Annotated in this window: 24 protein-coding genes and 4 tRNA genes; 26 read left to right on the top strand and 2 right to left on the bottom strand. The window is 67.0% G+C overall.

The genetic code is table 11. From position 1 onward, the window contains the following. The first annotated feature begins 63 nt into the window (after window positions 1-63). The 26 genes from aspS (at window position 64) to D577_RS0104625 (ending at window position 22808) form a co-directional block, all read left to right on the top strand. Window positions 64-1851, top strand: a complete 1788-nt coding sequence (gene aspS / locus D577_RS0104750; RefSeq protein WP_018946413.1) for an aspartate--tRNA ligase — start codon at window positions 64-66, stop codon at window positions 1849-1851. Window positions 1852-1870: 19 nt separating this feature from the next. Next, the gene (locus D577_RS0104745; RefSeq protein WP_018946412.1) at window positions 1871-2500 is read left to right on the top strand and encodes a triacylglycerol lipase; all 630 of its coding nucleotides are present in this window, start codon (window positions 1871-1873) and stop codon (window positions 2498-2500) included. A 57-nt stretch (window positions 2501-2557) separates the two neighbouring features. Further along, a complete protein-coding gene (locus D577_RS0104740; protein ID WP_018870022.1) occupies window positions 2558-3301 on the top strand; it encodes a YebC/PmpR family DNA-binding transcriptional regulator in 744 nt (247 codons plus the stop codon). 29 nt (window positions 3302-3330) lie between these two features. Continuing rightward, window positions 3331-3843 carry a crossover junction endodeoxyribonuclease RuvC gene (gene ruvC / locus D577_RS0104735; protein WP_018946411.1) on the top strand — a complete coding sequence of 171 codons (513 nt, stop codon included), beginning with the start codon at window positions 3331-3333 and terminating at the stop codon, window positions 3841-3843. Then, the gene (ruvA, locus tag D577_RS0104730) at window positions 3840-4451 is read left to right on the top strand and encodes a Holliday junction branch migration protein RuvA (protein WP_018946410.1); all 612 of its coding nucleotides are present in this window, start codon (window positions 3840-3842) and stop codon (window positions 4449-4451) included. Before ruvC ends, ruvA begins: the two co-directional genes overlap by 4 nt. Before the next feature lie 98 nt (window positions 4452-4549). Next, entirely contained in the window at window positions 4550-5578 is a 1029-nt protein-coding gene (ruvB, locus tag D577_RS0104725; RefSeq protein WP_018946409.1) for a Holliday junction branch migration DNA helicase RuvB, read from the top strand. Further along, window positions 5575-6012, top strand: a complete 438-nt coding sequence (gene ybgC / locus D577_RS0104720) for a tol-pal system-associated acyl-CoA thioesterase (RefSeq protein WP_018946408.1) — start codon at window positions 5575-5577, stop codon at window positions 6010-6012. The genes ruvB and ybgC overlap by 4 nt, the downstream gene beginning before the upstream one ends. A 30-nt stretch (window positions 6013-6042) precedes the next feature. Further along, the gene (gene tolQ / locus D577_RS0104715; protein ID WP_024329003.1) at window positions 6043-6720 is read left to right on the top strand and encodes a protein TolQ; all 678 of its coding nucleotides are present in this window, start codon (window positions 6043-6045) and stop codon (window positions 6718-6720) included. A gap of 3 nt (window positions 6721-6723) precedes the next feature. Next, window positions 6724-7173, top strand: a complete 450-nt coding sequence (tolR, locus tag D577_RS0104710; protein ID WP_018946406.1) for a protein TolR — start codon at window positions 6724-6726, stop codon at window positions 7171-7173. Window positions 7174-7183: 10 nt separating this feature from the next. Then, a complete protein-coding gene (tolA, locus tag D577_RS0104705; protein ID WP_018946405.1) occupies window positions 7184-8143 on the top strand; it encodes a cell envelope integrity protein TolA in 960 nt (319 codons plus the stop codon). A gap of 43 nt (window positions 8144-8186) precedes the next feature. Continuing rightward, window positions 8187-9476, top strand: a complete 1290-nt coding sequence (gene tolB, locus D577_RS0104700) for a Tol-Pal system beta propeller repeat protein TolB (protein WP_018946404.1) — start codon at window positions 8187-8189, stop codon at window positions 9474-9476. Between the two features lie 53 nt (window positions 9477-9529). Next, window positions 9530-10099, top strand: a complete 570-nt coding sequence (gene pal, locus D577_RS0104695) for a peptidoglycan-associated lipoprotein Pal (RefSeq protein ID WP_018946403.1) — start codon at window positions 9530-9532, stop codon at window positions 10097-10099. Next, on the top strand, window positions 10099-10926 hold the full coding sequence (gene ybgF, locus D577_RS0104690) for a tol-pal system protein YbgF (RefSeq protein WP_018946402.1): 828 nt from the start codon (window positions 10099-10101) through the stop codon (window positions 10924-10926). The genes pal and ybgF overlap by 1 nt, the downstream gene beginning before the upstream one ends. Further along, a complete protein-coding gene (gene queE / locus D577_RS0104685; RefSeq protein WP_018946401.1) occupies window positions 10923-11621 on the top strand; it encodes a 7-carboxy-7-deazaguanine synthase QueE in 699 nt (232 codons plus the stop codon). Before ybgF ends, queE begins: the two co-directional genes overlap by 4 nt. Continuing rightward, window positions 11621-12307 carry a 7-cyano-7-deazaguanine synthase QueC gene (gene queC / locus D577_RS0104680; protein WP_018946400.1) on the top strand — a complete coding sequence of 229 codons (687 nt, stop codon included), beginning with the start codon at window positions 11621-11623 and terminating at the stop codon, window positions 12305-12307. The genes queE and queC overlap by 1 nt, the downstream gene beginning before the upstream one ends. 162 nt (window positions 12308-12469) lie before the next feature. Beyond that, the gene (locus tag D577_RS0104675) at window positions 12470-13741 is read left to right on the top strand and encodes a YeeE/YedE family protein (protein WP_018946399.1); all 1272 of its coding nucleotides are present in this window, start codon (window positions 12470-12472) and stop codon (window positions 13739-13741) included. Between the two features lie 103 nt (window positions 13742-13844). Then, a tRNA-Lys gene (locus tag D577_RS0104670) sits at window positions 13845-13920 on the top strand. A 95-nt stretch (window positions 13921-14015) separates the two neighbouring features. Next, window positions 14016-14102: transfer RNA gene (locus D577_RS0104665), tRNA-Leu, on the top strand. 76 nt (window positions 14103-14178) lie between these two features. Continuing rightward, a complete protein-coding gene (gene tig / locus D577_RS0104660; RefSeq protein WP_018946398.1) occupies window positions 14179-15486 on the top strand; it encodes a trigger factor in 1308 nt (435 codons plus the stop codon). Beyond that, complete coding sequence (gene clpP, locus D577_RS0104655) at window positions 15483-16136, top strand: ATP-dependent Clp endopeptidase proteolytic subunit ClpP (RefSeq protein WP_018946397.1); 654 nt, start codon at window positions 15483-15485, stop codon at window positions 16134-16136. Before tig ends, clpP begins: the two co-directional genes overlap by 4 nt. A gap of 91 nt (window positions 16137-16227) precedes the next feature. Further along, complete coding sequence (gene clpX, locus D577_RS0104650; RefSeq protein ID WP_018946396.1) at window positions 16228-17508, top strand: ATP-dependent Clp protease ATP-binding subunit ClpX; 1281 nt, start codon at window positions 16228-16230, stop codon at window positions 17506-17508. Between the two features lie 87 nt (window positions 17509-17595). After that, complete coding sequence (gene lon / locus D577_RS0104645) at window positions 17596-20076, top strand: endopeptidase La (RefSeq protein ID WP_018946395.1); 2481 nt, start codon at window positions 17596-17598, stop codon at window positions 20074-20076. Window positions 20077-20308: 232 nt separating this feature from the next. After that, entirely contained in the window at window positions 20309-20596 is a 288-nt protein-coding gene (locus D577_RS0104640; RefSeq protein ID WP_255349426.1) for an HU family DNA-binding protein, read from the top strand. A gap of 11 nt (window positions 20597-20607) precedes the next feature. Continuing rightward, window positions 20608-20683 (top strand) — tRNA-Val (locus tag D577_RS0104635). Between the two features lie 40 nt (window positions 20684-20723). Continuing rightward, window positions 20724-20800: transfer RNA gene (locus D577_RS0104630), tRNA-Asp, on the top strand. Between the two features lie 118 nt (window positions 20801-20918). Then, window positions 20919-22808: a SurA N-terminal domain-containing protein gene (locus tag D577_RS0104625; RefSeq protein ID WP_018946394.1), complete on the top strand. Its 1890-nt coding sequence runs from the start codon at window positions 20919-20921 to the stop codon at window positions 22806-22808. A 127-nt stretch (window positions 22809-22935) separates the two neighbouring features. Here D577_RS0104625 and D577_RS0104620 read toward each other — a convergent pair whose 3' ends face one another. Continuing rightward, entirely contained in the window at window positions 22936-23736 is an 801-nt protein-coding gene (locus D577_RS0104620; protein ID WP_018870002.1) for an enoyl-ACP reductase, read from the bottom strand. A gap of 88 nt (window positions 23737-23824) precedes the next feature. Further along, window positions 23825-25420: a LysM peptidoglycan-binding domain-containing protein gene (locus tag D577_RS0104615; protein ID WP_051073620.1), complete on the bottom strand. Its 1596-nt coding sequence runs from the start codon at window positions 25418-25420 to the stop codon at window positions 23825-23827. Window positions 25421-25437: the final 17 nt, after the last annotated feature.

The raw sequence follows: 25437 nt of genomic DNA, 5'->3' as shown, positions 1-25437 counted from the left end.
TCCCCGATCAACCCGCGCGGCCGCCATCACCGGCATGCCGCGCCCGGCAGCTGGAACGGCGCAATGCGAACGCATCTCTGTGGGCAGGTCACCGAACGCGACCTCGATTCCGAAGTGACCCTGTGTGGCTGGGTCAACCGCCGCCGCGACCACGGCGGCGTGATCTTTGTCGATCTGCGTGATCACGCGGGACTGGTGCAGGTGGTGTTCGATCCCGACCGTGCCGAGGTCTTTGCGCGCGCCGAACAGCTGCGCAGTGAATACGTGATCCGCATGACCGGGCGCGTACGCCGGCGCCCGGAAGGCACCGAAAACCCCGAGCTGACCACCGGCGCGGTGGAGATCCTCGGGCTGGAGCTGGAGGTGCTGAACGCGGCGAAGACGCCGCCGTTCCCGCTGGATGACGAGGACGTGGGCGAGGATACCCGCCTGCGCTATCGCTACATGGATCTGCGCCGGCCGGTGATGCAGGAGCGCCTGCGCCTGCGCGGGCGGGTCACCGCGGCGATGCGCCGGTTCCTCGAGGAGCGCGACTTCCTCGATCTCGAGACGCCGATGCTGACGCGTGCGACCCCCGAGGGCGCGCGCGATTACCTGGTGCCGTCGCGCACCCACGCGGGCAGCTTCTTCGCCCTGCCGCAGTCGCCGCAGCTGTTCAAGCAGCTGCTGATGATGTCCGGCATGGACCGCTACTACCAGATCACCCGCTGCTTCCGCGATGAGGATCTGCGTGCCGACCGCCAGCCGGAGTTCACCCAGCTGGACATGGAGATGGCGTTCGTCGACGAGGCCGACGTGATGGGCGTGACCGAGGAGCTGATGCGTCATCTGTTCCGCGAGGTCATGGGCATCGAGCTGGACGATCCGTTCCCGCGCATGAGTCATGCCGAGGCGATGACCCGCTTCGGCTCCGACAAGCCGGATCTGCGCATCCCGCTGGAGTTCACCGAGCTGACCGAGGTGATGCAGGCGGTGGAGTTCAAGGTCTTCAACGCGCCGGCGAACGACCCCGAAGGGCGGGTGGCCGCCCTGCGCGTGCCGGGCGGGGCGGAGCTGACCCGCAAGGAGATCGACGGCTACACCGAGTTCGTCGGACGCTACGGGGCGAAGGGTCTTGCGTACATCAAGGTCAACGACCCCGCCGATCCTGCGAACGGGCTGCAGTCGCCGATCCTGAAGTTCCTGCCCGAGGACGTGATCCGCGAGATTCTCGCGCGTACTGGCGCGGCCGCCGGCGACCTGATCTTCTTCGGCGCGGACCGCGCCGACGTGGTGAACGAGGCGCTGGGTGCGCTGCGCGTGCAGGTCGGCCATGATCGCGGCCTGGTCGAGCCCGGCTGGCGCCCGCTGTGGGTGGTGGATTTCCCGATGTTCGAGTGGGATCCGGACGACAAACGCCTGTACGCCCTGCATCACCCGTTCACCGCCCCGGCCACCGACAGCCCCGACGCTCTGCGCGAGAACCCGCGCGAGGCCATGTCGCGGGCCTACGACATGGTGCTTAACGGCACTGAGGTCGGCGGTGGCTCCATCCGTATCCACAACCCGGAGATGCAGCAGGCCGCGTTCGAGGCGCTGGGCATCGGCGAGGAAGAGGCGCGCGAGAAATTCGGCTTCCTGCTGGATGCGCTGAACTTCGGCGCCCCGCCGCATGGCGGCCTGGCGTTCGGGCTGGATCGGCTGGTGATGTTGATGAGCGGCGCCCACTCGATCCGCGACGTGATGGCGTTCCCCAAGACCCAGACCGCGGCCTGTCTGCTGACCGACGCCCCGGCGCCGGTGGGCGAGAAGCCGCTGCGCGAACTGGGCATCCGCCTGCGGGCCGGGGTTGCCGGCGACGGCGCGCAATAGGCCCGGGGGCAGCGCGGCGATGACGGCCATGCGGACCACGGTGGTGACCCTGCATGGCTGGCACATGACCGGGGTGGAGATGGTGCTGCTGCGGCGCCGTCTGCGCGCGGCGGGCTACCGGGTGCGGGCGTTTCGCTATCCGTCGCGCCGGGCCAGTCCCGAGGAAGTCGCGCGCGCCCTGGCGGCCTGGCTGGAGACCCTGCCGGACGACATGGTGCACCTGGTCGGCCACAGCCTTGGCGGGGTGATCCTGCGGCACCTGTTCGCGGTGGCGCCGGTGCAGCGGCCGGGGCGCGTGGTGATGCTGGGTTCCCCGCTCGCCGGCAGTCGGGTGGCCGCGCGGCTGGCCGCCAACCGGGCCGGGCGCTGGTGGCTGGGGCGCGCGCTGGATCGCGGTCTGCTGGGCGGCAGCCCGGTGCTGCGCGGGCGCCAGGTGGGGATGATCGCCGGTACCCGCGGGCGTTTTCCGGGGCCGCTGCTGACCGAACTGCCCGAACCGCATGATGGCCTGGTCGCGGTGGAGGAGACCCGGGGGCCGGAAGTGTCCCGGCATCTCCAGGCACCGGTCACCCACATGGGCCTGATCTTCAGCGATCCGGTCGCGCAGGCCGTCGCGCATTTCCTGGAGCACGGGGAATTCGACCTCTGAACCCCGTTACACTGAGCAGCGTTTCCCTGAGCACAGGCAACGAGGAGGCGGAACACCATGGCCGGTCACAGCAAGTGGGCGAACATCAAGCACCGCAAGAGTGCGCAGGACGCCAAGCGCGGCAAGCTGTTCACCAAGCTGATCCGCGAAATCACCGTCGCCGCGCGCCATGGCGGGCCGGATCCGGAGACCAATCCGCGGCTGCGTCTGGCCTTTGACAACGCCCTCAAGAACAACATGACGCGCGACACCATCGAGCGCGCGGCGAAGCGGGGTGCCGGGGAGACCGAGGGCGAGGCCTACGAGGAGCTGCGCTACGAGGGCTACGGCCCCGGGGGGGCGGCGATCATGGTCGACTGCATGACCGACAACCGCAATCGTACGGTGTCGGAGGTGCGCCATGCCTTCAACAAGATGGGCGGCAATCTCGGCACCGACGGTTCGGTGGCCTATCTGTTCGAGAAGAAGGGCGTGATCAGCTTTGCTCCGGGGCTGGACGAGGAGACGGTGATGGAGCCGGCGCTGGAGGGCGGTGCCGAGGACGTGCTGGTGGACGATGACGGTTCCATCGAGGTCCTCACCGACCCGGACGCCTATCAGGACGTGCGTCAGGCCCTGCTGGATCACGGTCTGGAGCCGGAAAATTCGGAGGTCACCATGCGTCCGGAGACCCTTTCCCCGCTGGACGAGGAAACCGCCGAGACGGTGCTGAAGCTCCTGAACATGCTGGACGATCTGGACGATGTGCAGAACGTCTACACCAACGCCAACTTCCCCGAAGGGGTGGGCGGCGATGGTTGAGCTCCGGATTCGGCGGCGGGGCTGAAACGGTGCGCATCCTCGGCATTGATCCCGGTTCGCGCCTGACCGGTTTCGCGGTGATCGAAACCGGGTCGCGGCAGTCGCGCTCGCTGGGGCACGGCGTGGTGCGCCCGCGGGCGAAGGCGTTCCCCGAGCGCCTCGGCGAGATCTTTGCGGGGATCGAGGAGGTGATCGCCGAGCTGGCCCCCGACGTGCTCGCGATCGAGAGCGTGTTCGTCGCACGCAATGCGCAGTCCGCGATCAAGCTCGGGCAGGCGCGCGGGGCGGCAATCTGTGCCGCTACCCGGGCGGGGTTGCCCGTCCACGAATACACCCCGCGCGCGATCAAGCTGGCCGTGGTCGGGGTTGGCGGTGCCGGCAAGGAGCAGGTACAGCACATGACGCAGCAGATCCTTTCTCTCGGCGAACCGGCGTCCAGCGACGCCGCCGACGCCCTGGCCGTGGCGCTGTGCCATGCGCATACCGATGCCAGCCAGGCGCGGTTGCAGCCGGCCGCCGCCATCGGCGGAGGCCGCACATGATCGCGCGTCTGGAGGGGACCCTGATCAGTCGCGAGCCCGGCGGCGTGCTGCTGGACGTTGGCGGCGTCGGCTACGAGGTGGACGTGCCGGTGTCCACGCTGGCCCTGTTACCGGACCCGGGCGAGACCGTGGTGCTGGCCACCCATCTGGTGGTGCGCGAGGACGCCCATCAGCTGTACGGGTTCCATCATCGCCGCGACCGTGACCTGTTCCGCCGGCTGATCCGGGTGAACGGCATCGGTGCGCGTCTGGCGCTGGCGATGCTGTCGACCTATGCCGGCGACGAGCTCGCCGGGCTGATCCGGTCCGGCGACACCACCGGGCTGGCGAAGGTGCCCGGGATCGGCAAGCGCACAGCCGAACGCGTGGCCCTGGAGCTGGGCGAGCGTCTGGGCGAACTCGGCTTTGGCGGGTCGGCTCCGGAGGCGGGGGGCGATGCGGCGCCGGTTACGGCCGGCCCGTCGATGGAGGACGAGGCCCTGGCGGCGCTGGAGGCCCTGGGCTATGCGCGTGCCAGCGCGGAGAAGATGGTGGCCGCGGTGCGCGAACAGGCGGATTCGGTGGAGACCCTGGTGCGCCTCGCCCTGCGTGCGACCGTGCGTTCCTGAGGCTGCATGCCGGGCCGGCGTGATCCGGCCCGGATTCCGCGAAAACCACAGCCGGGAGCCCCTGTAAATGGTTCCCGGCAGGATGCATACTGCAGCGCATGGAATCCCGCCTGGTCGACATGCAGCATCAGTCCGAGGACGCCGGCGCCGAAGTGAGCCTGCGGCCGAAACGGCTGACGGACTACACCGGCCAGCCGCAGGTCGTGGAACAGCTGGGTCTGTTCATCGATGCCGCCCGCGGCCGGGGCGAGGCCCTGGATCACACCCTGGTGGCCGGTCCGCCGGGGCTGGGCAAGACGACCCTGGCGCACATCGTCGCCCACGAACTGGGGGTGGGGCTGCGCCAGACCTCCGGCCCGGTGCTGGAACGCGCCGGGGATCTGGCCGCGATCCTCACCGCGCTGGAACCGCGCGATGTGCTGTTCGTCGACGAGATCCACCGCCTGCCCACGGTGGTGGAAGAGGTGCTGTACCCCGCGCTGGAGGACTCGCAGCTGGACATCGTGATCGGCGAAGGGCCGGCCGCGCGCTCCATCAAGGTCGATCTGCCGCCATTCACCCTGGTCGGGGCCACCACCCGCGCGGGGCTGCTGTCGGCGCCGCTGCGTGACCGTTTCGGCATCGTGCAACGCCTCAATCATTATTCCGTCACCGACCTGGCGCATATTGTCGAGCGGGCCGCCGGGCTGCTGGGCGTGGGCATCGATGCCGCCGGGGCCGAGGCCATCGCGCGGCGCGGGCGTGGGACCCCGCGGCTGGCCAATCGCCTGCTGCGGCGGGTGCGCGACTACGCCGAGGTGCGCGCCAGCGGGGTGATTACCGCCGAGGTCGCGGAGCACGGTCTGGATCTGCTGGCGATCGACGCCGGTGGCCTGGACGCCCAGGACCGGCGCCTGCTGGAGGTGCTGGTGGACAAGTTCGATGGCGGGCCGGTGGGCGTGGAGAGCCTGGCCACCGCGCTCAACGAGGATCGCGGCACCCTCGAGGACGTGGTCGAGCCGTTCCTGATCCAGCAGGGTTACCTGCAGCGCACCCCGCGCGGCCGCCAGGCCACCCGGCGCACCCTGGCGATGTTCGATCTGCCCGGCGGGGACGGCGACCTGCTGGCCGGCGGAGGGCGTGCATGACTGCAGCCACGGATTTTCGCTGGCCGGTGCGCGTCTATTACGAGGACACCGACGCCGGCGGGCTGGTCTACCATGCCAACTACCTGAAATTCATGGAACGGGCGCGCACGGAATGGCTGCGGGAACTCGGCTACGGGCAGGACCGTCTGAGGGCCGATTGCGGTGTGGTGCTCGCGGTCCGTCGCGCCAGCCTGGACCTGCGCCGGCCGGCGCGTTTCGACCAGTCCCTGGAAGTGACGTGCCGGCCGCAGCGGCTGCGCCGCGCGAGCGTGGGGTTTTACCAGGAGGTTATCCGCGACGGCGAGGTGCTGGTGCAGGGCGAGGTAATGATCGCCTGCATGGATCCGGATCGGGGCGTGCCGGCCCCGGTGCCCGAGCCCGTACACCGCGCGATGCAGACGGCCATCGCAGACACGACCGAAGCAACCGGCTGAGGGGGAGGACCCGTGGAAGTCGATTTTTCGATGTACCAGCTCATCATGGAGGCCAGTCTGGTGGTCCAGCTGGTGATGATCATCCTTGTGCTGGCCTCGGTGTTCTCGTGGCTGGCCATCATCGTAAAGGCGCGCACGCTGCGCGGCGTGGACCGTGCGGCCGATGACTTCGAGGAACGTTTCTGGTCGGGCGCGGATCTGTCCCATCTCTACGAGGGATTGCGGCGCAAGACCGTACTGAACCCGATGGAACATGTGTTCTCCTCCGGGTTCAAGGAGTTCCTGCGTGCGCGCCAGCACGGAATGGCGCCCGCCGAGCCGGCCCAGGGCGCGATGCGGGTGGCGATCTCGCGCGAGCTGGACGGCATGGAGCGCTATCTGCAGTTCCTGGCCACGGTCGGGTCGACCAGCCCGTACATCGGCCTGTTCGGTACCGTCTGGGGCATCATGCATGCGTTTCTCGGGCTTTCCGGGGTGCAGCAGGCGACCCTGGCAATGGTCGCCCCGGGCATTGCCGAGGCCCTGATCGCGACCGCGCTGGGGCTGTTCGCGGCGATCCCGGCGGTGATCGCGTACAACCGTTTCTCGGGGGACGTGGATCGCATCGCCGGGCGGTTGGAGAACTTCAGCGAAGAGTTCGCGGGCCTGCTCAACCGCCAGTCCCATCCGCGCGCAAGCGAGGCGTCGGTCGCCACGACCGGCGAATAAACCATGGCGAAGACCTCGCTCCGCAGTCAGCGTCGCAGCCGGCGGCCGATGTCGCAGATCAACGTCGTGCCGTTCATCGACGTGATGCTGGTGCTGCTGATCATCTTCATGATCACCGCGCCCATGCTGCAGCAGGGGGTGGAAGTGGATCTGCCCGAGGCTCAGGCCGAGGCGCTGGATGACGGGACCGAGGCGGCCGAACCGCTGGTCGTCACGGTGGACGCCGCGGGCGCGCTGAGCCTCAACCAGGGACCGCGGGTGAATGAACCGCTGGCGCCCGAGGAGATGACCGAGATCGTTATCCAGTTCCTCGAGGACCACCCGGGCACGCAGACCTACGTGCGCGGCGACCGCAATGTGGACTACGGACGGGTGATCGACGCGATGATCGCGCTGCAGCGGGCAGGGGGCGGCCGCGTGGGCCTGATCACCGAACCGCCGCGCGACGACTGAACCGGCCGCCGTGTTCGAACTGCTGCGACAACATCCGTTTGCCCTGCTGCTGGTGCTGGCGCTGCATGGCGTGCTGTTCGCGGCGCTGTTGCTGAACGTCAACCTTGCGCCGGACAGCCGTTCCGGGGAGCCCCTGGAGATCACGACCGGCGACGAGGTGGAAGTGGTTCAGGCCGAGGCGGTCGACGCCGAGACCTTCGACCGCATCCAGCATGAACGCGAAGTCGCGGAGCAGGAGGCGATCGCCGAGGCCCTGCGCGAGGAAGAGGAACGCCGCCGCGCCGAGGAACAGCGCAGGCTGGAAGAACAGCGCCGGCGCGAGGCCGAGGAGCAGGCCCGACGCGAGGCACTGGAAGAGGCGGAACGGGCGCGGCGGCAGGCACAGGAAGAAGCCGAACGTCTGGAGCGCGAGCGCGAGGCCGCTGAACAGGCCCGGCGCGAGGCGGAAGCGGAACGCGAGCGCGCGGAGCAGGAACGGCGCGAACGCGAGGAGGCCGAACGTCAGGCCCGCGAGGAACAGGAGCGTCGCGAGCAGGAGGAGGCCGAACGCAGGGCACGCGAGGAAGCCGAGCGGCGTGCCGAAGCCGAGCGCGAACTCGAGGAGCAGCGCCGGCGCGAACGCATGGAAGAGGAGATGCAGCGCATGGCCGAGGCCGCGGAACGGCGCGAGGCGGCGCAGGCGGCCGCCGAACGCCGCGAGGCGATCGAGGAGTGGCAGGCACAGGCCAGCGCGGTGGTCCAGCGCCGCTGGCGCGAACCCGCGGACGTCAGCGCGTCGGACCGGGCGACGGTGCACGTGCGGGTCAACGAGACCGGGCGTATCATCAGTTTCGAGGTGGAGCGCTGCGCCGGAGGGCCGGCCTTCTGCGCGTCCGTGGAGGAGGCGATCGAGCGCCTGCGTGCCCTGCCGGAGCCGCCGGATGCCGACGCCGCGGCGCGCGGAGTCCGGATCCAGTTCGAACCGCAGTGACGGTGAGGTTTCAATGGCATTGCAGGCACCAATGATGAAAAAGATGTTGCGGCCCCTGACGGGCCTGCTCGGGATTGCCCTGATGCTGGGGGCCTCCCAGGCGCACGCGGTGCTGGAGGTCACGGTGACCGAGGGCGTGTCGGGGGCGATCCCGGTAGCCGTGGCGCCGTTCGAGTGGCGCGGCGAAGGTGAGCCGGAGACCCGCATGAGCGGGATCCTGGGGGACAATCTGCATCGCAGCGGGTTGTTCGAGGTGCTGCGCGAAGACCTGCCTTCGGGGGCCACCGGGCCTGCGGACTTCATTCCGGAGCCCTGGGGTGCGGCCGGGGCCGAGTACGTGGTGGTCGGCAGCAAGCGCCCGGACGGCGACCGTGTGGTGGTGGATTTCCATGTGTTCGACGTGCTTGCCGAGGAACGCCTCGGCGGCTGGCGCATCCCGGTGCCGGCCGACATGCTGCGGCGCGGCGGGCACCGGGTGTCGGATCTCGTGTTCGAGGCCATCACCGGTGATCCGGGCGCGTTCAGTGCGCGCATCGCCTTCGTCCAGGTGCAGCGCGACGGCGACGGCCGCGAGTTCCGGCTGCAGGTCGCCGACTCCGACGGCGCGAATCCGCGCACCCTGTACCGCTCGTCGGATCCGGTGATGTCTCCGGCCTGGTCGCCGGATGGCAACGAACTGGTGTATGTGTCGTTCGAGAACCGCCAGTCCGAGGTCTTCCGCCACGACGTGCGCAGCGGCGAGCGGGTGAGCCTGGCCCGGTTCCGGGGAATCAACAGTGCGCCGGCGTGGTCGCCGGACGGACGCTACCTGGCGCTGAGCCTCTCGCGCGACGGCAGTCCCAATATCTATCGGCTGGATCTGCAGAGCGGGGACCTGGAGCAGCTGACGCGGTCCTCCGCGATCGAGACCGAGCCGGCGTGGTCGCCGGACGGCGGGACCATCTATTTCACCTCCGACCGTGCCGGGGCACCGCAGATCTACCGCATGGACGCCGACGGCGGGGATGTCCGGCGGCTGACCTTCGAGAGCGGATATGCGGCGGGTGTCACGGTGTCCCCGGACGGTGATTCGGTAGTGTACGTGGAGGGGGGCGATGGCGGCTTCCGTCTGGCCCGCCTGGATCTCGGCGACCGTCGTGTCACGCGACTGACCGATTCCGGTAATGCCGAATCCCCGAGCTTTGCTCCCAACGGCAGCATGATTCTGTACGCCATCAGCGAAGGCACTCGTGGCGTCCTGGGCTCGGTGAGCCGGGATGGCCGGGTACACCAGCGGCTGGAGGGCCGGGACGGCGAGGTGCGTGAACCGGCCTGGTCGCCACTCGGCGAATAATGAGGGTCTGCCCGGATTCTTTGATGATTGACAACACCCTGAGGAAACAAACGATGAACCACCTGATTCGCTGGGGCATTCTGGCCCTTGTCGTGGGCTCGCTGGTGGCCTGCGCCCAGCCGGTGCGCGATGCCGAGGATCCGGCCGAGCGTGAGGCACGTGAGGCGGCCGAAGCCGAAACCGAGGCCGAGCGTGAGGCCCGCGAGCGGCGCGAGCGCGAGGCACGCGGGTTGGGCGAGGACCGGCGCCTGGACGCCGCGGCGCTGGATGACCCGGACAGCCTGCTGGCCGAGCGTCTGGTGTATTTCGAATTCGACCGTGACGAGGTGAAGCGCGAGTACGAGGAGATGCTGGAGGCGCATGCCGAGTATCTCGCGGCCAACCCCGGTGCGCGGCTGCGTCTGGAAGGGCATACCGACGAACGGGGTACCCGTGAGTACAACCTGGGGCTGGGCGAGCGCCGTGCGCAGTCCGTGCGTCGGGTGCTGAACCTCAACGGGGCCGAGGACGAGCAGATCGAGGTCGTCAGCTACGGCGAGGAGATGCCGGTGGCCTTCGAACAGACCGAAGAGGCCTGGGCGCAGAACCGGCGCGTGGAACTGGTATACGACCGTCGGCAGTGATGATGGTGATGGATACGCGTCCCATGCAGGCGATTCGGCGGCGGGCCGGGCAGCGTTTCCCGCAGGGTGCCCTTCGGGGCGCCCTGCTGGCCGGGATGCTTCCGGCGCTGCTGCTGGCCGGCCCCCCGGTGCTGGCGCAGGAAGACGGCATCGTGGCGACGCAGTCGCAGGTGCGCGAGCTGGACCGCCGGCTGGATCGCATCGAGCGCAGGCTGGATTCCAGTGCGCTGGCGGACATGCTGCGCGGCGTCGAGGAGATGCAGCGGGATCTGCGCAATCTGCGCGGAGAAGTCGATACCCTGAATCACCGCCTTGACCGCCTGGAAGAGCGCCAGCGGGACCAGTTTGCTCATCTGGACGAGCGGCTGGCGACGCTGGAGGCCGGAGGCGTCGCCAGCGAAGGCGAGGCGCCGCAAGAAGAAGTGGTGGATTTCGATCTGCCGGACGCGGGCGAGCAGGAGGCCTACCAGGAGGCCTTCTCGGTCCTGATGGACGGGGATTATGCCGGGGCGATCCGGCAGCTGGAGGCGTTCATCGAGCGGTTCCCGGACGGGGATTTTGCCGCCAACGCCTGGTACTGGCTGGCCGAAGCCAAATACGCCAGTGGCGATTTCGAGGCCGCGCTGGAAGACTTCGAGCGGTTGCGTGAGCAGTTCCCGGAGAGTGACAAGCAGGGCGATGCCCTGCTGAAGATCGGTTACTCGCATTACGAGCTCGAGGATTTCGAGGCCGCAAGCGAGGCGCTGGAACAGGTGCGCGAGGAATACGGCGGCACCACGCTGGATCGCCTCGCGCGCGAACGCCTGCAGCGGATGGATGGCTCGTGAACGTGGAAGCACCGCTGCGCCGCGCCACGGCACCGGCCTCCGCGTCCGGGGGTGCACCCCGGCTGCGCCTGAGCGAGATGTTCGTTTCGCTGCAGGGCGAGGCCGCGCAGGTGGGCTGGCCCACGGTGTTCGTGCGCCTGACCGGCTGCCCGCTGCGCTGTCGCTGGTGTGACACCGAATACGCCTTCGAGGGCGGCGAGACCACCGACGTGGCCACGGTGCTGCAGCGGGTGACGGGCGAGGGGGTGCGCCACGTGTGTGTCACCGGGGGTGAGCCGCTGGCCCAGCCGGGCAGCCGTGCCCTGATCACGGGCCTGTGCGATGCCGGCCTGGCGGTCACGATCGAGACCTCCGGTGCCATGGACGTGAGCGACGTGGATCCGCGCGCCGGGCTGGTCATGGACTGGAAGGCACCCGCGTCCTGCGAGTCCGGGCGTAACCGGGCGGAAAACCTCGCGTATCTGGGGGAGGGCGACCAGCTGAAGTTCGTGCTCGCCAACCGGGCGGATTTCGAATGGGCGCGTGACGCCCTCTCCGGGATGGGCCTGGATTCGGCGGTGGAAGTCCTGTTTTCCCCGGTACATGGCGAGCTGGAGCCGCGGCTGCTGGCCGACTGGATCGTGGCCGAACGCCTGCCGGTGCGTTTTCAGATGCAGCTGCACAAGTGGCTGTGGGGCGACGAGCCGGGGCGTTGATGGCCACGGGGGCGAATGAACGCGCCGTGGTCCTGCTGTCGGGCGGACTGGACTCGGCCACCTGCCTGGCGCTGGTGCAGGAACAGGGGCTGGAATGTCACGCCCTGTCGGTCGACTACGGGCAGCGCCACGCCACCGAGCTGCAGGCGGCGCGGCGTGTGGCCGCGGCCGCCGGAGTGGCCGACCATCGCGTGGTCCGTGTCGACCTGACTGCCATTGGTGGCTCCGCGCTGACCGACTCGGCCATCGAGGTGCCCGAGGCCGGCGGCGAAGGTATCCCGGTGACCTACGTGCCGGCGCGCAACACCGTGTTTCTGTCGCTGGCACTGGGGTTTGCCGAGACCCTGGGCGCCCACCGCCTGGTGGTGGGCGCCAACGCGGTCGACTACTCCGGCTATCCCGATTGCCGCCCCGCGTTCATCGAGGCCTTTCAGTCCCTGGCGCGCGTTGCGACGGCCACCGGCGTGGAGGGCGCGCCATGGTCGGTGGAGGCCCCGCTGATGCATCTGAGCAAGGCGCAGATCATCCGCGAAGGGGCGCGTCTGGGCGTGGACTATTCGCTGACGGTGTCATGTTACCGGGCCGACGCGGACGGGCGCGCCTGTGGCACCTGCGATTCCTGCCGCCTGCGTGCCGACGGTTTTGCGGCGGCCGGGATCCCCGATCCCACCCGTTACGCCGGATGAGCCCCGGCCCCGGAAGATTCGCCCGGGGAAGCACGGAATGAAACCTCTCTCGATCTCGTCTGGTGGTCGATGTATGCTGCGCGGCCCTGAACGGCGAAACCGGATACCTTGCTCCGGTCGGTCGTGCAGCCCGAGTGACAACTGATCAAGAGGGTTTGACGCATGGAATTCTCCAGCTTTTCCGCAGCCGCCACGGCGGTGCTGGTCGGGACGTTCATCCTCGCCTTCATCATGGGGGCGGTCGCCAACAAGACCAACTTCTGCACCATGGGCGCGGTCTCCGACTGGGTGAACATGGGTGACACCGGGCGCATGCGCTCCTGGCTGCTGGCCATCGCCGTGGCCATGCTGGGCGTGAGCACCCTGGAATTCTTTGGCGTGCTGAGCGCCGAAGGTTCGTTTCCTCCCTATCGCATGGACAACCTGAACTGGCTCGGGCACGTGCTGGGCGGTTTCCTGTTCGGGATCGGCATGACCTACGGCTCGGGCTGCGGTAACAAGACCCTGGTGCGCGTGGGCGGCGGCAACATCAAGTCGGTGATGGTGATGGTCCTGATCGGCATCGTCGCCTACTTCCTGCTGAGCACGCAGTCGGTGTTCGGCACCGGCGAGACCCTCAATCAGCTGCTGTTCGGCTGGATGGACGCCACCGCGATCACGCTGTCCGGCGGCCAGGATCTTGGCTCGATCGTCGCGGGCGATGCCGACGGCACCGCGCGTCTGGTGCTGGGCCTGGTCATCGGCGTGCTGCTGCTGGCGCTGATCTTCAAGGCGGCGGACTTCCGCAAGAGCTTCGACAACATCCTGGGCGGGCTGGTGATCGGCCTGGTGGTGATCGGTGCCTGGTGGCTGACCAGCAACGTGCAGGTCGCCGACGAGATGGGTGACACCTACACCCCGACGGCCTATCTGGCCGACTGGGATTTCCTGGGCGAGCCCGGTGAAGAGCGCCCGGCCGACCAGGTGCGTTTCTGGAACAACCAGTCCTTCACCTTCATCGCGCCGATGGGCCAGAGCGCGGCCTACGTGAAGGAAGGCTTCGACAGCCGCTTCCTGTATTTCGGCGTGATGGCGCTGGCGGGCGTGATCCTGGGCTCGTTCTTCTGGTCGCTGGTGTCGCGCAGCTTCCGCATTGAGTGGTTCTCGTCCCTGCGTGATTTCTGGAACCACTTCGCCGGGGGCATCCTGATGGGCGTGGGCGGCATCCTCGCGATGGGCTGTACCGTGGGGCAGGCCATCACCGGGGTCTCCACGCTGGCGATCGGCGGGTTCCTGACCTTCATCTTCATCGTGTTCGGCGCGGCCCTGACCATGAAGATCCAGTACTACAAGATGGTCTACGAAGACGAAGCCAGCTTCGGCAAGGCGCTGATCACCTCGCTGGTGGACATGAAGCTCCTGCCGTCGAAGATGCGCAGCCTCGAAGCGATCTGATCGCCGGCGGGGCGGGAACCTTCTGCCCGGGCGGGCCGCGATCGCGGCCCGCCTTGCGTTTTGGTGACGGGGCCGTACACTACGCCCCCGTTGCAGATCACACGGGTCGTTAGCTCAGTTGGTAGAGCAGTGGACTTTTAATCCATTGGTCGTAGGTTCGAATCCTACACGACCCACCATCTCCCCGGTCCCGGACCGGCACAAGGCCCGTTCAGCGGGCCTTTTGTGTTTCCGGCATGCAGACACGCTACAATGTCGGGTTACGAAACCAACGGCGAAAGTGGCGGAACTGGTAGACGCGCTGGGTTTAGGTCCCAGTGGGGTAACACCCGTGAGAGTTCGAGTCTCTCCTTTCGCACCAGGAACCCCGTCCGGCCGCGAGACGACGGCCCCGCGCCCGGACACGACGATTTCCGAACCATTTGACGAGGCCCTCCATGCAAGTTTCCGTTGAAGCCACTGGCAACCTGGACCGCAAGATGACCGTCCAGGTCCCCTCCGAACGCGTCGACACCGAGGTCGACAACCGCCTGAAGAACCTCGCCAAGCGGGTCCGGCTCGACGGGTTCCGCCCGGGCAAGGTGCCGCTCAAGGTGGTGCGTCAGCGCTACGGGGCCGGGGTGTACCAGGAGGTGCTCAGCGAAGTCCTGCAGGAGAGTTACCGCGAGGCGGTGCAGCAGGAGGGCCTGGAGCCGGCCGGCAGCCCGAGCATCGAGCCGAAATCGGTGGAAAACGGTCAGCCGATCGAGTTCGAGGCGTCCTTTCAGGTCTTCCCGGAGATCGAGGTCGCCGACCTGTCCGGGGTCGAGATCGAACGCCCGGTGGCCGAAATCGGTGACGAGGACATCGATCGCGTGATCGACACCCTGCGCGAACAGCACAAGGAATGGCAGGCGGTCGAGCGTGCGGCGGCCTCGGGCGACCGCATCACCCTGGACTTCCTCGGCAAGCTCGACGGCGAGGCCTTCGAGGGTGGACAGGCCGAGGACTTTCAGGTGGAGATCGGCAGCGGGCGGCTGCTGGCGGAGTTCGAGAACCAGCTCGAAGGCGTGAAAACGGGCGAGGAAAAGACCATCGAGGTCACCTTCCCCGAGGATTACCCGGCGGAGGTCCTCAAGGGCCGGACCGCGACCTTCGATATCACGGTCAAGGCGGTGGAAGAGGCCCGGCTGCCCGCGGTCGACGCGGCCTTCGCGGAGAAATTCGGCATCGAGGACGGCTCGGTGGAGAAACTTCGCGAGGATGTGCGGTCCAACATGGAGCGGGAGCTGAATCAGGCTCTGAAGAGCAAGATCAAGCAGCAGGTCATGGATGCGCTGGTGGAACGCCACGGCTTCGACCTGCCGGATGCCCTGGTGAAATCCGAAATCAACCGCCTGCGCGAAGACGCCGAGAAGCGGTTCGGCGGGGCGGAGCAGACGCAGCCGCTGCCGGACAGCCTGTTCGAGGAAGAGGCGAAACGGCGGGTGCGCCTGGGCCTGGTGCTGCGGCATCTGATCGACGACAAGGGCTTCGAGGTGGATCGCGAGCGGGTCGAGCAGGAGCTCGACAACATGGCCGCGACCTACGAAGACCCCGAAGAGGTCAAGCAGTACTACCGCACGCAGCCCCAGGCCATGCAGAACCTGGAGTCCATCGTCCTGGAAGACCAGGTGGTGGACTGGGTGGTGGAACAGGGCAACGTCACCGACAAGCCCACCACCTTCCAGGACGTAATGAATCCGAACAAGGAGTCGAGCGAATGACGCACGACATGGGCGATCAGGGCGCGCAGCATACCCAGGGCCTGAACCTGGTGCCGATGGTGGTCGAGCAGACCGCCCGCGGCGAACGCGCCTATGACATCTACTCCCGGCTGCTGAAAGACCGGGTGATCTTCTGCGTGGGGCCGGTCGAGGACTACATGGCCAACGTGATCGTCGCGCAGATGCTGTTCCTGGAATCCGAGAATCCGGACAAGGAAATCAGCCTCTACATCAATTCGCCGGGTGGTGCGGTCACCGCCGGCATGGCGATCTACGACACCATGCAGTTCATCAAGCCGCAGGTGTCCACGCTTTGCGTGGGCCAGGCGGCGAGCATGGGGGCGGTGCTGCTGGCCGGCGGCGCCGAGGGCAAGCGCTACGCCCTGCCGCATTCGCGCGTGATGATCCACCAGCCCCTGGGCGGCTTCCAGGGTCAGGCGACGGACATCGACATCCATGCCCGCGAGATCCTCAAGATCAAGGAAGAACTCAACCGCGTGCTGGCGAAGCACACCGGTCAGACGGTGGAACAGATCGAGCAGGACACGGATCGCGACCGCTTCATGACCGCGGCCGAAGCGCAGGAATACGGCCTGGTCGACAACGTGCTGGCCGATCGTGCGGAAGCCGGCGAGAAAGCCGGATCCTGATGCCTAGACCGCACGAACACTTGGCTCGTTTGCACCGGTCGGTGAAACGGGGCATGTTCGAAAGGAATTGCAATCCAATCGAGGGCAACGGATGAGCGACGACAAGACCCCTCCCGCGGACGGCAAGCTGCTGTACTGCTCCTTCTGCGGGAAAAGCCAGCACGAGGTGCGCAAGCTGATCGCGGGACCCTCCGTGTTCATCTGCGATGAGTGCGTTGAGCTGTGCAACGACATCATCCGCGAGGAAATGCAGGAGGCCGGCCAGACCGAGCATGCCTCGCTGCCGCGGCCCCGTGAAATCCGGGACACCCTGGATGATTACGTAATCGGCCAGAACGACGCGAAGAAGATCCTCTCCGTCGCCGTCTACAACCATTACAAGCGCATGGAGGCGCGGGCCGGCAAGGATGAAGTGGAGCTGTCGAAGTCCAACATCCTGTTGATCGGCCCGACCGGATCCGGCAAGACCCTGCTGGCGGAGACCCTTGCGCGGGTGCTCAACGTCCCGTTCACCATCGCCGACGCGACCACCCTGACCGAGGCGGGCTACGTTGGCGAGGACGTCGAGAACATCATTCAGAAGCTGCTGCAGAAGTGCGATTACGACGTCGAGAAGGCCGAGAGCGGGATCGTCTACATCGACGAGATCGACAAGGTGTCGCGCAAGGCCGACAACCCCTCGATCACCCGTGATGTCTCGGGCGAGGGCGTGCAGCAGGCCCTGCTCAAGCTGATCGAGGGCACGACCGCCTCGATCCCGCCGCAGGGCGGACGCAAGCATCCGCAGCAGGAATTCCTGAACGTCGACACCAGCAACATCCTGTTCATCTGCGGTGGTGCCTTCTCCGGCCTGGACAAGGTGATCCAGCAGCGGGCGGAGAAAGGGACCGGCATCGGTTTTTCCGCGGCGCTGGCAAGCAAGGACGAGGACGCCTCCTCGGACCGCTGGCTGAAGCAGCTGGAGGCCGACGATCTGGTGCGTTACGGCCTGATCCCGGAATTCGTCGGGCGTCTGCCGGTGCAGGCGACCCTGGACGAGCTCGACGAGGATGCGCTGATCACGATCCTCACGCAGCCGAAGAACGCGCTGATCAAGCAGTATGCACGGCTGTTCGAGATGGAGGGTGTCGAACTGGAGTTCCGCGACGATGCACTGCACGCGATCGCCGCGAAGGCGCTGGAGCGCAAGACCGGTGCCCGCGGCCTGCGGACCATCCTGGAGAACATCCTGCTGGACACGATGTACGAACTGCCGTCCATGGAGGGGGTCACCAAGGTCGTGATCGACGAGGCGGTGATCCGCGGGGACGCCGAGCCCTACCTGATATACGACAACACCTCGTACACCCGGCAGGCCGCCGCGGACTCCTGAGCGGGAAACATCGGCCGGGCGACCCTTGAAAGCCGCGCGGGTCGCCCCCATTTCCCCCCTACATTCGCCCAGCCCTGAGGGGGCCACATGACCGACGACCGTCCTTCCCAGAACGAGGTGGAATCGCCCGTGAAGCGCGTTGCGGTGCTGCCGCTGCGCGATGTCGTGGTGTATCCGCACATGGTCATTCCGCTGTTCGTCGGGCGCGAGAAATCGATTCGCGCGCTGGATTCGGCGATGGCAGAGAACAAGCAGGTCCTCCTTGTCGCGCAGAAGAGCGCCGAGGTGGACGAACCCGACGCCGGGGATCTCCACGAGATCGGAACCCTCGGCAACATCCTGCAGCTGCTGCGCCTGCCCGACGGCACCATCAAGGTGCTGGTGGAAGGCGCGCAGCGTGCCCGCGTGATGGATGTCTCCACCACCGGGGATCCGGAGCAGGAAGAAGACTACTTCGTCTCCGACATCAAGCTGATCGACGAGGAATTCGATACCGAGGACAAGGAACTCGAGGTCCTCGGGCGCTCCGCGCTGAACCAGTTCGAGCAGTACATCAAGCTGAACAAGAAGGTCCCGCCCGAGATCCTGACCTCGCTGGCCGGGATCGACGACACCTCGCGCCTGGCCGACACCATCGCCGCGCACATGTCGCTGAAGCTCGAGGAGAAGCAGCAGGTCCTCGAGATCGCCAACGTGCGCGAGCGCCTGGAGCATCTGGTCGCCAAGATCGAGGGCGAGATGGACGTGCTGCAGATCGAGAAGAAGATCCGCGGCCGCGTGAAGCAGCAGATGGAGAAGTCCCAGCGCGAGTACTACCTGAATGAGCAGATGAAGGCCATTCAGAAGGAGCTGGGCGACCTCGAGGACGCACCCAACGAGCAGGAGGACCTGGCGGAAAAGATCGAAAACGCCGGGATGTCCGAAGAGGCGAAGAAGAAGGCGACCGCCGAGCTCAACAAGCTCAAGATGATGTCGCCGATGTCCGCCGAGGCCACGGTGGTGCGCAGCTACATCGACTGGCTGGTGTCGCTGCCGTGGAAGAAGAAGACCCGCGTCTCCAAGGATCTCAAGCGTGCCGAGAAGATCCTCAACGAGGATCACTACGGGCTGGAAGAGGTCAAGCAGCGCATCCTGGAATACCTCGCCGTGCAGTCGCGCGTGCGCAAGCTGAAGGGCCCGATCCTGTGTCTGGTGGGGCCGCCCGGCGTCGGCAAGACCTCGCTGGGGCAGTCCATCGCGCGGGCCACCAACCGCAAGTTCATGCGCATGGCGCTGGGCGGGGTACGCGACGAGGCCGAGATCCGCGGTCACCGGCGCACCTATATCGGGTCGCTTCCGGGCAAGATCATCCAGAACCTGTCCAAGGTCGGGGTGCGCAACCCGCTGTTCCTGCTCGACGAGATCGACAAGATGGCCATGGATTTCCGTGGCGATCCGGCCTCGGCGATGCTCGAGGTACTGGATCCGGAACAGAACCACACCTTCAGTGACCACTACCTGGAGGTGGACTTCGATCTCTCGGACGTGATGTTCGTGGCCACGGCCAACAGCATGCACATCCCCGGGCCGCTGCTGGACCGCATGGAAGTGATCCGCTTGTCCGGCTACACCGAGGACGAAAAGGTCAATATCGCGCACACCTACCTGATCCCCAAGCAGATCAAGACCAATGGTCTGAAGAAGGGCGAAATCAACATCTCCGATGCGGCGGTGCGCGACGTGGTCCGCTACTACACCCGCGAGGCCGGGGTGCGTGCGCTGGAGCGCGAGATCGCCAAGATCTGCCGCAAGGTGGTCAAGCAGCGCACCCTGTCGAAGGGCAGAGACGCCGACCGCATGACTTCGGTGACGCCGAAGACCCTGGACAAGTACCTGGGTGTCCGGCGCTACCGCTTCGGCCAGGCCGACGAGGCCGACCGGGTCGGCCAGGTTACCGGGCTGGCGTGGACCGAGGTGGGCGGTGAACTGCTGACCATTGAGGCCTCGGCGGTGCCCGGCAAGGGCAAGACCCAGCAAACCGGCAAGCTGGGGGACGTGATGCAGGAGTCCATCCACGCCGCGCTGACAGTGGTCCGGTCCCGCGCTGCCGCCCTCGGTCTGGAAGAGAATTTCCACGAGAACAAGGACCTCCACATCCACGTTCCCGAGGGGGCCACGCCCAAGGACGGACCGTCTGCAGGTATCGGTATGTGCACGGCCATCGTTTCCGCCCTGACCGACATCCCCGTGCGTGCCGATGTGGCCATGACCGGCGAGATCACCCTCCGCGGGCAGGTGCTGCCGATCGGCGGGCTCAAGGAGAAACTGCTGGCGGCGCATCGCGGGGGTATCCGTACGGTCCTGATCCCCGAGGAAAACGAGAAGGATCTGGTGGATATCCCGAAGAACATCAAGCAGAAGCTGGATATTCGCCCGGTGCGCTGGATCGACGAGGTGCTGGAAGTCGCCCTGGCCGAGATGCCGGAAGCCCGTACCGGCGAGCCGGCGGAGGGCGAGGAGCCCGCCGAAGAAGTCGTCTCCGGCAAGAAGAAACCGTCGCGGGGGCGTGGTCGAGTCCGGCATCACTGATCGGTCCGCACACCCGGGGGAGAGGGCCCGGGGGAGAGGGCTTTTGTCGAGCCGGTCGCAGGGAGCGGCGACCGGCGTTTGACACCATTTTCGCAGCCTTGCTATAACCCTGATCGCATTGTCCGGATCCGGCTGTCGAACCCATTCCCGTTCCCTGCACAGGCCGTGGCGGCATCGGCCCGGATTGTTGTAAGCTTGGCTCTGCCGGCTGCACGCCCGAGTCACCAAAACGATAAGGAACCGTTTCATGAATAAATCCGAATTGATCGACGCGATCGCCGCGGAAGCCGATGTTCCCAAGGCTCAGGCCGGCAAGGTGGTCGATGCCATGGTCAGCGTAATCGGGGATTCCCTTGCCAAGGGTGATCAGGTATCATTGGTTGGCTTCGGGACGTTCCTCGTCCGCGAACGTGAGGCGCGCACGGGGCGCAACCCGCGCACCGGCGAGACGATTCAGATCGCCGCGTCGAAAACGCCCGGTTTCAAGGCTGGCAAAGCGTTGAAGGATCGGGTAAACTAAAGAGCTTTACCGGGTGCTTAGCTCAGTTGGTAGAGCGTCGCCCTTACAAGGCGAATGTCGGCGGTTCGAATCCGTCAGCACCCACCAGGCGCAGACCTGCTCGATGCGGCTGCGCTGAAAAGAATACGGAGCGGTAGTTCAGTTGGTTAGAATACCGGCCTGTCACGCCGGGGGTCGCGGGTTCGAGTCCCGTCCGCTCCGCCATATTTCGAAAGGCGCCCTCCGGGGCGCCTTTTTTGTTGGTGCGTCCGACAGACGGCGGAGGACGCGCCTGCTACCATTGATCTGTTTTTCCTGCTGAACCCGAACGGACAAAACCAGCATGCTGCAAGCAATTCGAGATCGGGCGACCGGCTGGCTCGCCTACGTAATCATCGGCCTGATCGCGGTCCCCTTCGCCCTGTGGGGCGTGGGCGAATACTTCGGCGGAGCCGGCGACATCGTGGCTGCCGAGGTCGATGGTGTGGACATCGATACCCGGTCCGTGCATCAGGAGGCGCGCGCCCAGCGTGATGAGCTCCGCCGCATGTTCGGCGGCGAGATCCCGGACGAATTCGACGACGAGGGGATTCGGCTGCAGGCGCTGGAGAGCCTGATTCGCGAGACCCTGTTGCGTCAGGCGGCCGGTGATCTCGGGTTTACCGCCGCCAGCGAATCGGTGCGCCGCGAGATCCGTGCGATGCCGGTGTTTCAGGAGGGCGGGCAGTTCAGTCCCGAGCGCTATTCCCAGCTGCTGTCGGCCCAGCGCATCAGCCCCGCGGATTTCGAGGATGACATCGGTCGCTCGCTGGTGATGTCGCAGATCCAGACCGGGATTCGGGAGTCGGGTCGCTTCGACGAAGGCCTGGTGGACGAGTACGCCGCGCTGCGCAATCAGGTGCGCACGGTGAGCTGGCGGGTGTTCGCGGCGGAAGACTTCGATCGCCCCGGCGTGGTGGATGAGGACGCCGTTGAGGCGTACTACGAGGCGAATCCGGACGAGTTCACGACCGAAGAGCGTCTGCGGGTGGAGTATCTTCAGCTCGATCCGGCATCGCTGGAAGAGGCCGTCGAGCTGAGCGAGGAAGACATCGAGGAGCACTACCGTGCCAACCGGTCGCGTTACGAGGAACCGGAGCTGCGTGATGTCCGGGTCATTCGCCTGGCGGACGAGGATGACGCCGAGGCACGGATTGGCGAGCTGCATCAACGGGTCGAGGACGGGGAAGATTTTGCAGAGCTTGCCGAGGAATACTCCGAGGACTCCCTGAGCGCGCCGCGGGGCGGACGCATGGGGGAGCTGGCCCGCGGGGATCTGGGATCGTCGACCCTGGAGACGGTGATCTTCAGTCTGCCCGAGGGGATGGTGAGCCAGCCGGTGCGGACCGATCAGGGCTGGTACATCATCCAGGTGACTGCGGTCGAGGATGCCCGCGCACAGCCGCTGGAGCAGGTGCGTGACGACGTGGAATCCGACCTGCGCGACCGGCGTGCCGAGCAGATGCAGATCGATGCACTGGACGACTTGATGTCGCTTACCGTCGAGTTTCCGGAAAGTCTGGAGCCCGCGGCCGAGGCGACCGGGCTGGAGATCCGCACGACCGACTGGTTCACCCGCGACTCGGGCAGCGGCATCGCGGACTCACGTTCCGTGCGCGATGCGGCCTTCGGCGAGCGGGTGCGCGAGCGCGGAGAGAACAGCGATGCCCTGGATCTTGATGATGGCTCGACGATCGTGCTGCGCGTGGCCGAACGGGAAGAGTCGGAGCTGCGTCCGCTGGCCGAGGTCGAGGACGAGATTCGGTCCCGGCTGCAGGCCGAAGCGGCCGCCGACGCGGCGCGCGAAGCCGGCGAGGCCCTGCTGGAAGACCTGCGCGAGGCTGACGACTGGGCGGCTGCCATCGAAGACGAGGGCAGCTGGACGCGCTCGCGCGAGCTGCGCCGGGATACCCGCGACGGTGACGTGCCGGACGGCCTGGTGGCACCGGTGTTCCGTCTGGCCGCACCCGAAGAGGACGCGCCGCGGCTGGCGGGCCTGACGCTGTCCGGCGGTGACTTTGCCGTGGTGGCCCTGGAGGCGGTGCAGGCCGGGGGCGTGCAGGAGGACCCGGCTCTGCGCCAGCAGGCCCGCGATCAGCTGCGCAACGCCTACGGCGGTGCCGAGATGCGTGCCTATCTGGAGTGGCTGGAGTCCGAGGCCGATATTCAGCGGTATCCGGAGAACCTGGATTAGAGGGAGTAGAGAAAGAGCCGGGCGGTACCCAGACCGCCCGGCCGCGCACAAAAAAGGCCCGGCCAGATGACTGGCCGGGCCTTTCTCGGTTCAGAGCCCCGGCAGCCGGCAGGCCGCTGCTTGTGGCCTAGCTGTCCAGGCCGATCTCGTGCTGGCCGAGGCCGACGGTGTTGTAACCGGAGTCGACGTACATCACCTCGCCGGTGATTCCGGAGGCCAGGTCGGAGCACAGGAACGCCCCGGCATTGCCAACCTGATCAATGGTGACGTTGCGCCGCAGCGGGGCGTTGCTCTCGACATGGTCGAGGATGCGCTTGAAATCCCCGATCCCGGATGCCGCGAGGGTGCGGATGGGGCCGGCGGAGACGGCGTTCACGCGGGTGCCCTCCGGACCGAGGGTGTAGGCCAGATAGCGGACATTCGCTTCGAGGCTCGCCTTCGCCAGACCCATCACGTTGTAGTTGGGCATGGATCGCTGGGCGCCCAGGTAGCTGAGCGTCAGGATGGAGGCATCGCGATCCTTCATCATCGCGCGTCCGGCCTTGGCGAAGGCCGCCAGCGAGTAGGAGCTGACATCATGCGCGGTGCGAAAGCCGTCGCGCGTCATGTTGTCGAGGAAATCGCCGTCCAGTTCCTCCTTGGGCGCATAGGCCACGGAGTGAACCAGAATGTCGACGCCGTCCCAGTAGTCGTCCAGGTGCTCGAAGACCTGTTCGATCTCTTCGTCGCTCTCGACGTTGCAGGGAATCAGGATGTCCGAGTCGAAATCGGCGACCAGTTTTTCCACGCGGTCGCGCATCCGTTCGTTCTGATAGGTGAAGGCCAGCTCCGCGCCCTCCCGGTGCAGCGCCGCGGCGATGCCATAGGCGATGGAACGGTTGCTGGCGACCCCGACGACCAGGGCGCGCTTGCCGGTGAGAAAGCCCATGAAACTCTCCTTGCGGGTTTGATGCGATTGGCGTCGCGGACGCGTGTTTCCGGGATCATACCGATGTGCCCCGGGTCGGGCCAGCGCGTCAGGTGTCCGCGCGGGCCACGGTCGCGTCATCGTCGCGCTCGATGTGCAGGACCAGGGTCTCGCCGGCGCGGATGCGGTCGCCGTTAAGGCCGTTCCAGCGCCGCACGTCGTCCACCGAGACCTCGAAGCGCCGGGCGATGCCGGACAGCGAATCCCCCGGGCGGACCTCGTACTGCACCGTGCCTTCATCGCCGGGTGCCGCCGCGACCTGGAGTACATCCCCGGGCTGCAGGGTGGTGTCGCGCCCGAGGTCGTTGACCCGGCGCAGTTCGCTCAGGCTCATGCCGGTGGACTGGCTGATGGTCCAGAGGCTGTCGCCGCGGCGGACTTCGTATTCCGTCAATGAATCCGCATCGCCGGCCTCGGCGACGGCGGTGGTGGCCCCGGCGTCGTCCCCGCCCACTGGCAGGCGCAGGGTCTGGCCCGCGCGAATCAGGTCGCCATTGAGATCGTTCATCTGCCGTACGACCGCGACCTCGGTGCCGGCGTCGCGTGCGATACGGCCGAGGTTGTCGCCCGCGCGCACGGTGTATTCGCGGAAACGCAGTAGCGGATCGTCGCCGTGTTCCGCCAGCGCGGTTTCCAAGCGGTCCGCGGCTTCGGTCGGCACGAACAGGTGCCGCGCATGCTCGGGATGCGTGGCATGCCGGTGGTAGCCGGGGTTCAGGCGTTCCAGCTCGGCGGGGTCCAGCTCGGCCATGTCCGCGACCAGGGCCAGATCCGCCTGGCGTTCCGGGCGGATGATCTCGAGTGCCGGTTCGTTGGCCACGGGGGTCAGGGTCACGCCGTGTTCATCCGGGGCGCGGAACAGCTCGCGCAGGGCCAGCAGGCGGGGAACGTAGGCATGCGGTTCGGCCGGCAGGTCGAGGCTCCAGTAGTCGGTGTCGCGGCCCTGCGCGGCATTGGCATCCATCGCCCGGCGGACGTTCCCCTGGCCCCAGTTGTAGGCGGCCAGGGCGAGGTACCAGTCGTCGAAGCGGGAATGCAGGTATTCGAGATAGTCGAGTGCCGCCAGGGTCGACTGGTAGACATCGCGCCGGCCGTCATACCAGTCGTCGCGGTGCAGGTCGAAATGATCCCCGGTGGACGGTATGAACTGCCAGATCCCGGCGGCACGTCCGCTGGAGGTGGCTTCCGGGGCATAGCCGCTCTCCACGATGGGAAGCAGCAGGAGTTCCGCCGGCATGTCGCGAGCCTCGAGCTCCGACAGGATAAAATAGGCGAAGGGTTCGGCCCGCCGCGTGGAGAGTTCGATGATCCGCGGCTGATCGCGATAATGGTCGAGATAACGCTGGACGCGATCGTGGTCGAGTTCGTCGCTGAAACCGTAGTTCAGTCGGGCACGTTCCCACAGGTCGTCGGTTTCGGCAGCACGCTTTTCCGCCTTTTCGGCCTGGCGCTGCATGGCGGATTCGACGTCTTCGGTGTCGTAGGTGCGCGCCTGTGGCGTACGCGCCTCGGCCGGACTCCCGGTACCGGTGTCGGCGGTATCCAGTGACCGCTCGCGGTCGTGTAGGCTACAACCGGAGAACAGGGCCACGGTAACGGCGAGGGCCAGCGGGCGAACGGGGACAGCGGGGCATCGAAGTTTCATGGGGACGAAGGATAAAC

The sequence above is a fragment of the Thioalkalivibrio sp. AKL17 genome, assembly GCF_000377885.1.
Classification (GTDB): Bacteria; Pseudomonadota; Gammaproteobacteria; order Ectothiorhodospirales; family Ectothiorhodospiraceae; genus Thioalkalivibrio; species Thioalkalivibrio halophilus.
This window is presented reverse-complemented; position numbering and strand designations above follow the sequence as displayed.

Bases quoted from the DNA above. Each gene is read 5' to 3' on its own strand.
- aspS (WP_018946413.1), top strand. From the start codon at position 64: ATGCGAACGCATCTCTGTGGGCAGGTCACCGAACGCGACCTCGATTCC.
- D577_RS0104745 (WP_018946412.1), top strand. From the start codon at position 1,871: ATGACGGCCATGCGGACCACGGTGGTGACCCTGCATGGCTGGCACATG.
- D577_RS0104740 (WP_018870022.1), top strand. From the start codon at position 2,558: ATGGCCGGTCACAGCAAGTGGGCGAACATCAAGCACCGCAAGAGTGCG.
- ruvA (WP_018946410.1), top strand. From the start codon at position 3,840: ATGATCGCGCGTCTGGAGGGGACCCTGATCAGTCGCGAGCCCGGCGGC.
- ruvB (WP_018946409.1), top strand. From the start codon at position 4,550: ATGGAATCCCGCCTGGTCGACATGCAGCATCAGTCCGAGGACGCCGGC.
- ybgC (WP_018946408.1), top strand. From the start codon at position 5,575: ATGACTGCAGCCACGGATTTTCGCTGGCCGGTGCGCGTCTATTACGAG.
- tolQ (WP_024329003.1), top strand. From the start codon at position 6,043: ATGTACCAGCTCATCATGGAGGCCAGTCTGGTGGTCCAGCTGGTGATG.
- tolR (WP_018946406.1), top strand. From the start codon at position 6,724: ATGGCGAAGACCTCGCTCCGCAGTCAGCGTCGCAGCCGGCGGCCGATG.
- tolB (WP_018946404.1), top strand. From the start codon at position 8,187: ATGTTGCGGCCCCTGACGGGCCTGCTCGGGATTGCCCTGATGCTGGGG.
- pal (WP_018946403.1), top strand. From the start codon at position 9,530: ATGAACCACCTGATTCGCTGGGGCATTCTGGCCCTTGTCGTGGGCTCG.
- ybgF (WP_018946402.1), top strand. From the start codon at position 10,099: ATGATGGTGATGGATACGCGTCCCATGCAGGCGATTCGGCGGCGGGCC.
- queC (WP_018946400.1), top strand. From the start codon at position 11,621: ATGGCCACGGGGGCGAATGAACGCGCCGTGGTCCTGCTGTCGGGCGGA.
- D577_RS0104675 (WP_018946399.1), top strand. From the start codon at position 12,470: ATGGAATTCTCCAGCTTTTCCGCAGCCGCCACGGCGGTGCTGGTCGGG.
- tig (WP_018946398.1), top strand. From the start codon at position 14,179: ATGCAAGTTTCCGTTGAAGCCACTGGCAACCTGGACCGCAAGATGACC.
- clpP (WP_018946397.1), top strand. From the start codon at position 15,483: ATGACGCACGACATGGGCGATCAGGGCGCGCAGCATACCCAGGGCCTG.
- clpX (WP_018946396.1), top strand. From the start codon at position 16,228: ATGAGCGACGACAAGACCCCTCCCGCGGACGGCAAGCTGCTGTACTGC.
- lon (WP_018946395.1), top strand. From the start codon at position 17,596: ATGACCGACGACCGTCCTTCCCAGAACGAGGTGGAATCGCCCGTGAAG.
- D577_RS0104625 (WP_018946394.1), top strand. From the start codon at position 20,919: ATGCTGCAAGCAATTCGAGATCGGGCGACCGGCTGGCTCGCCTACGTA.
- D577_RS0104620 (WP_018870002.1), bottom strand. From the start codon at position 23,736: ATGGGCTTTCTCACCGGCAAGCGCGCCCTGGTCGTCGGGGTCGCCAGC.
- D577_RS0104615 (WP_051073620.1), bottom strand. From the start codon at position 25,420: ATGAAACTTCGATGCCCCGCTGTCCCCGTTCGCCCGCTGGCCCTCGCC.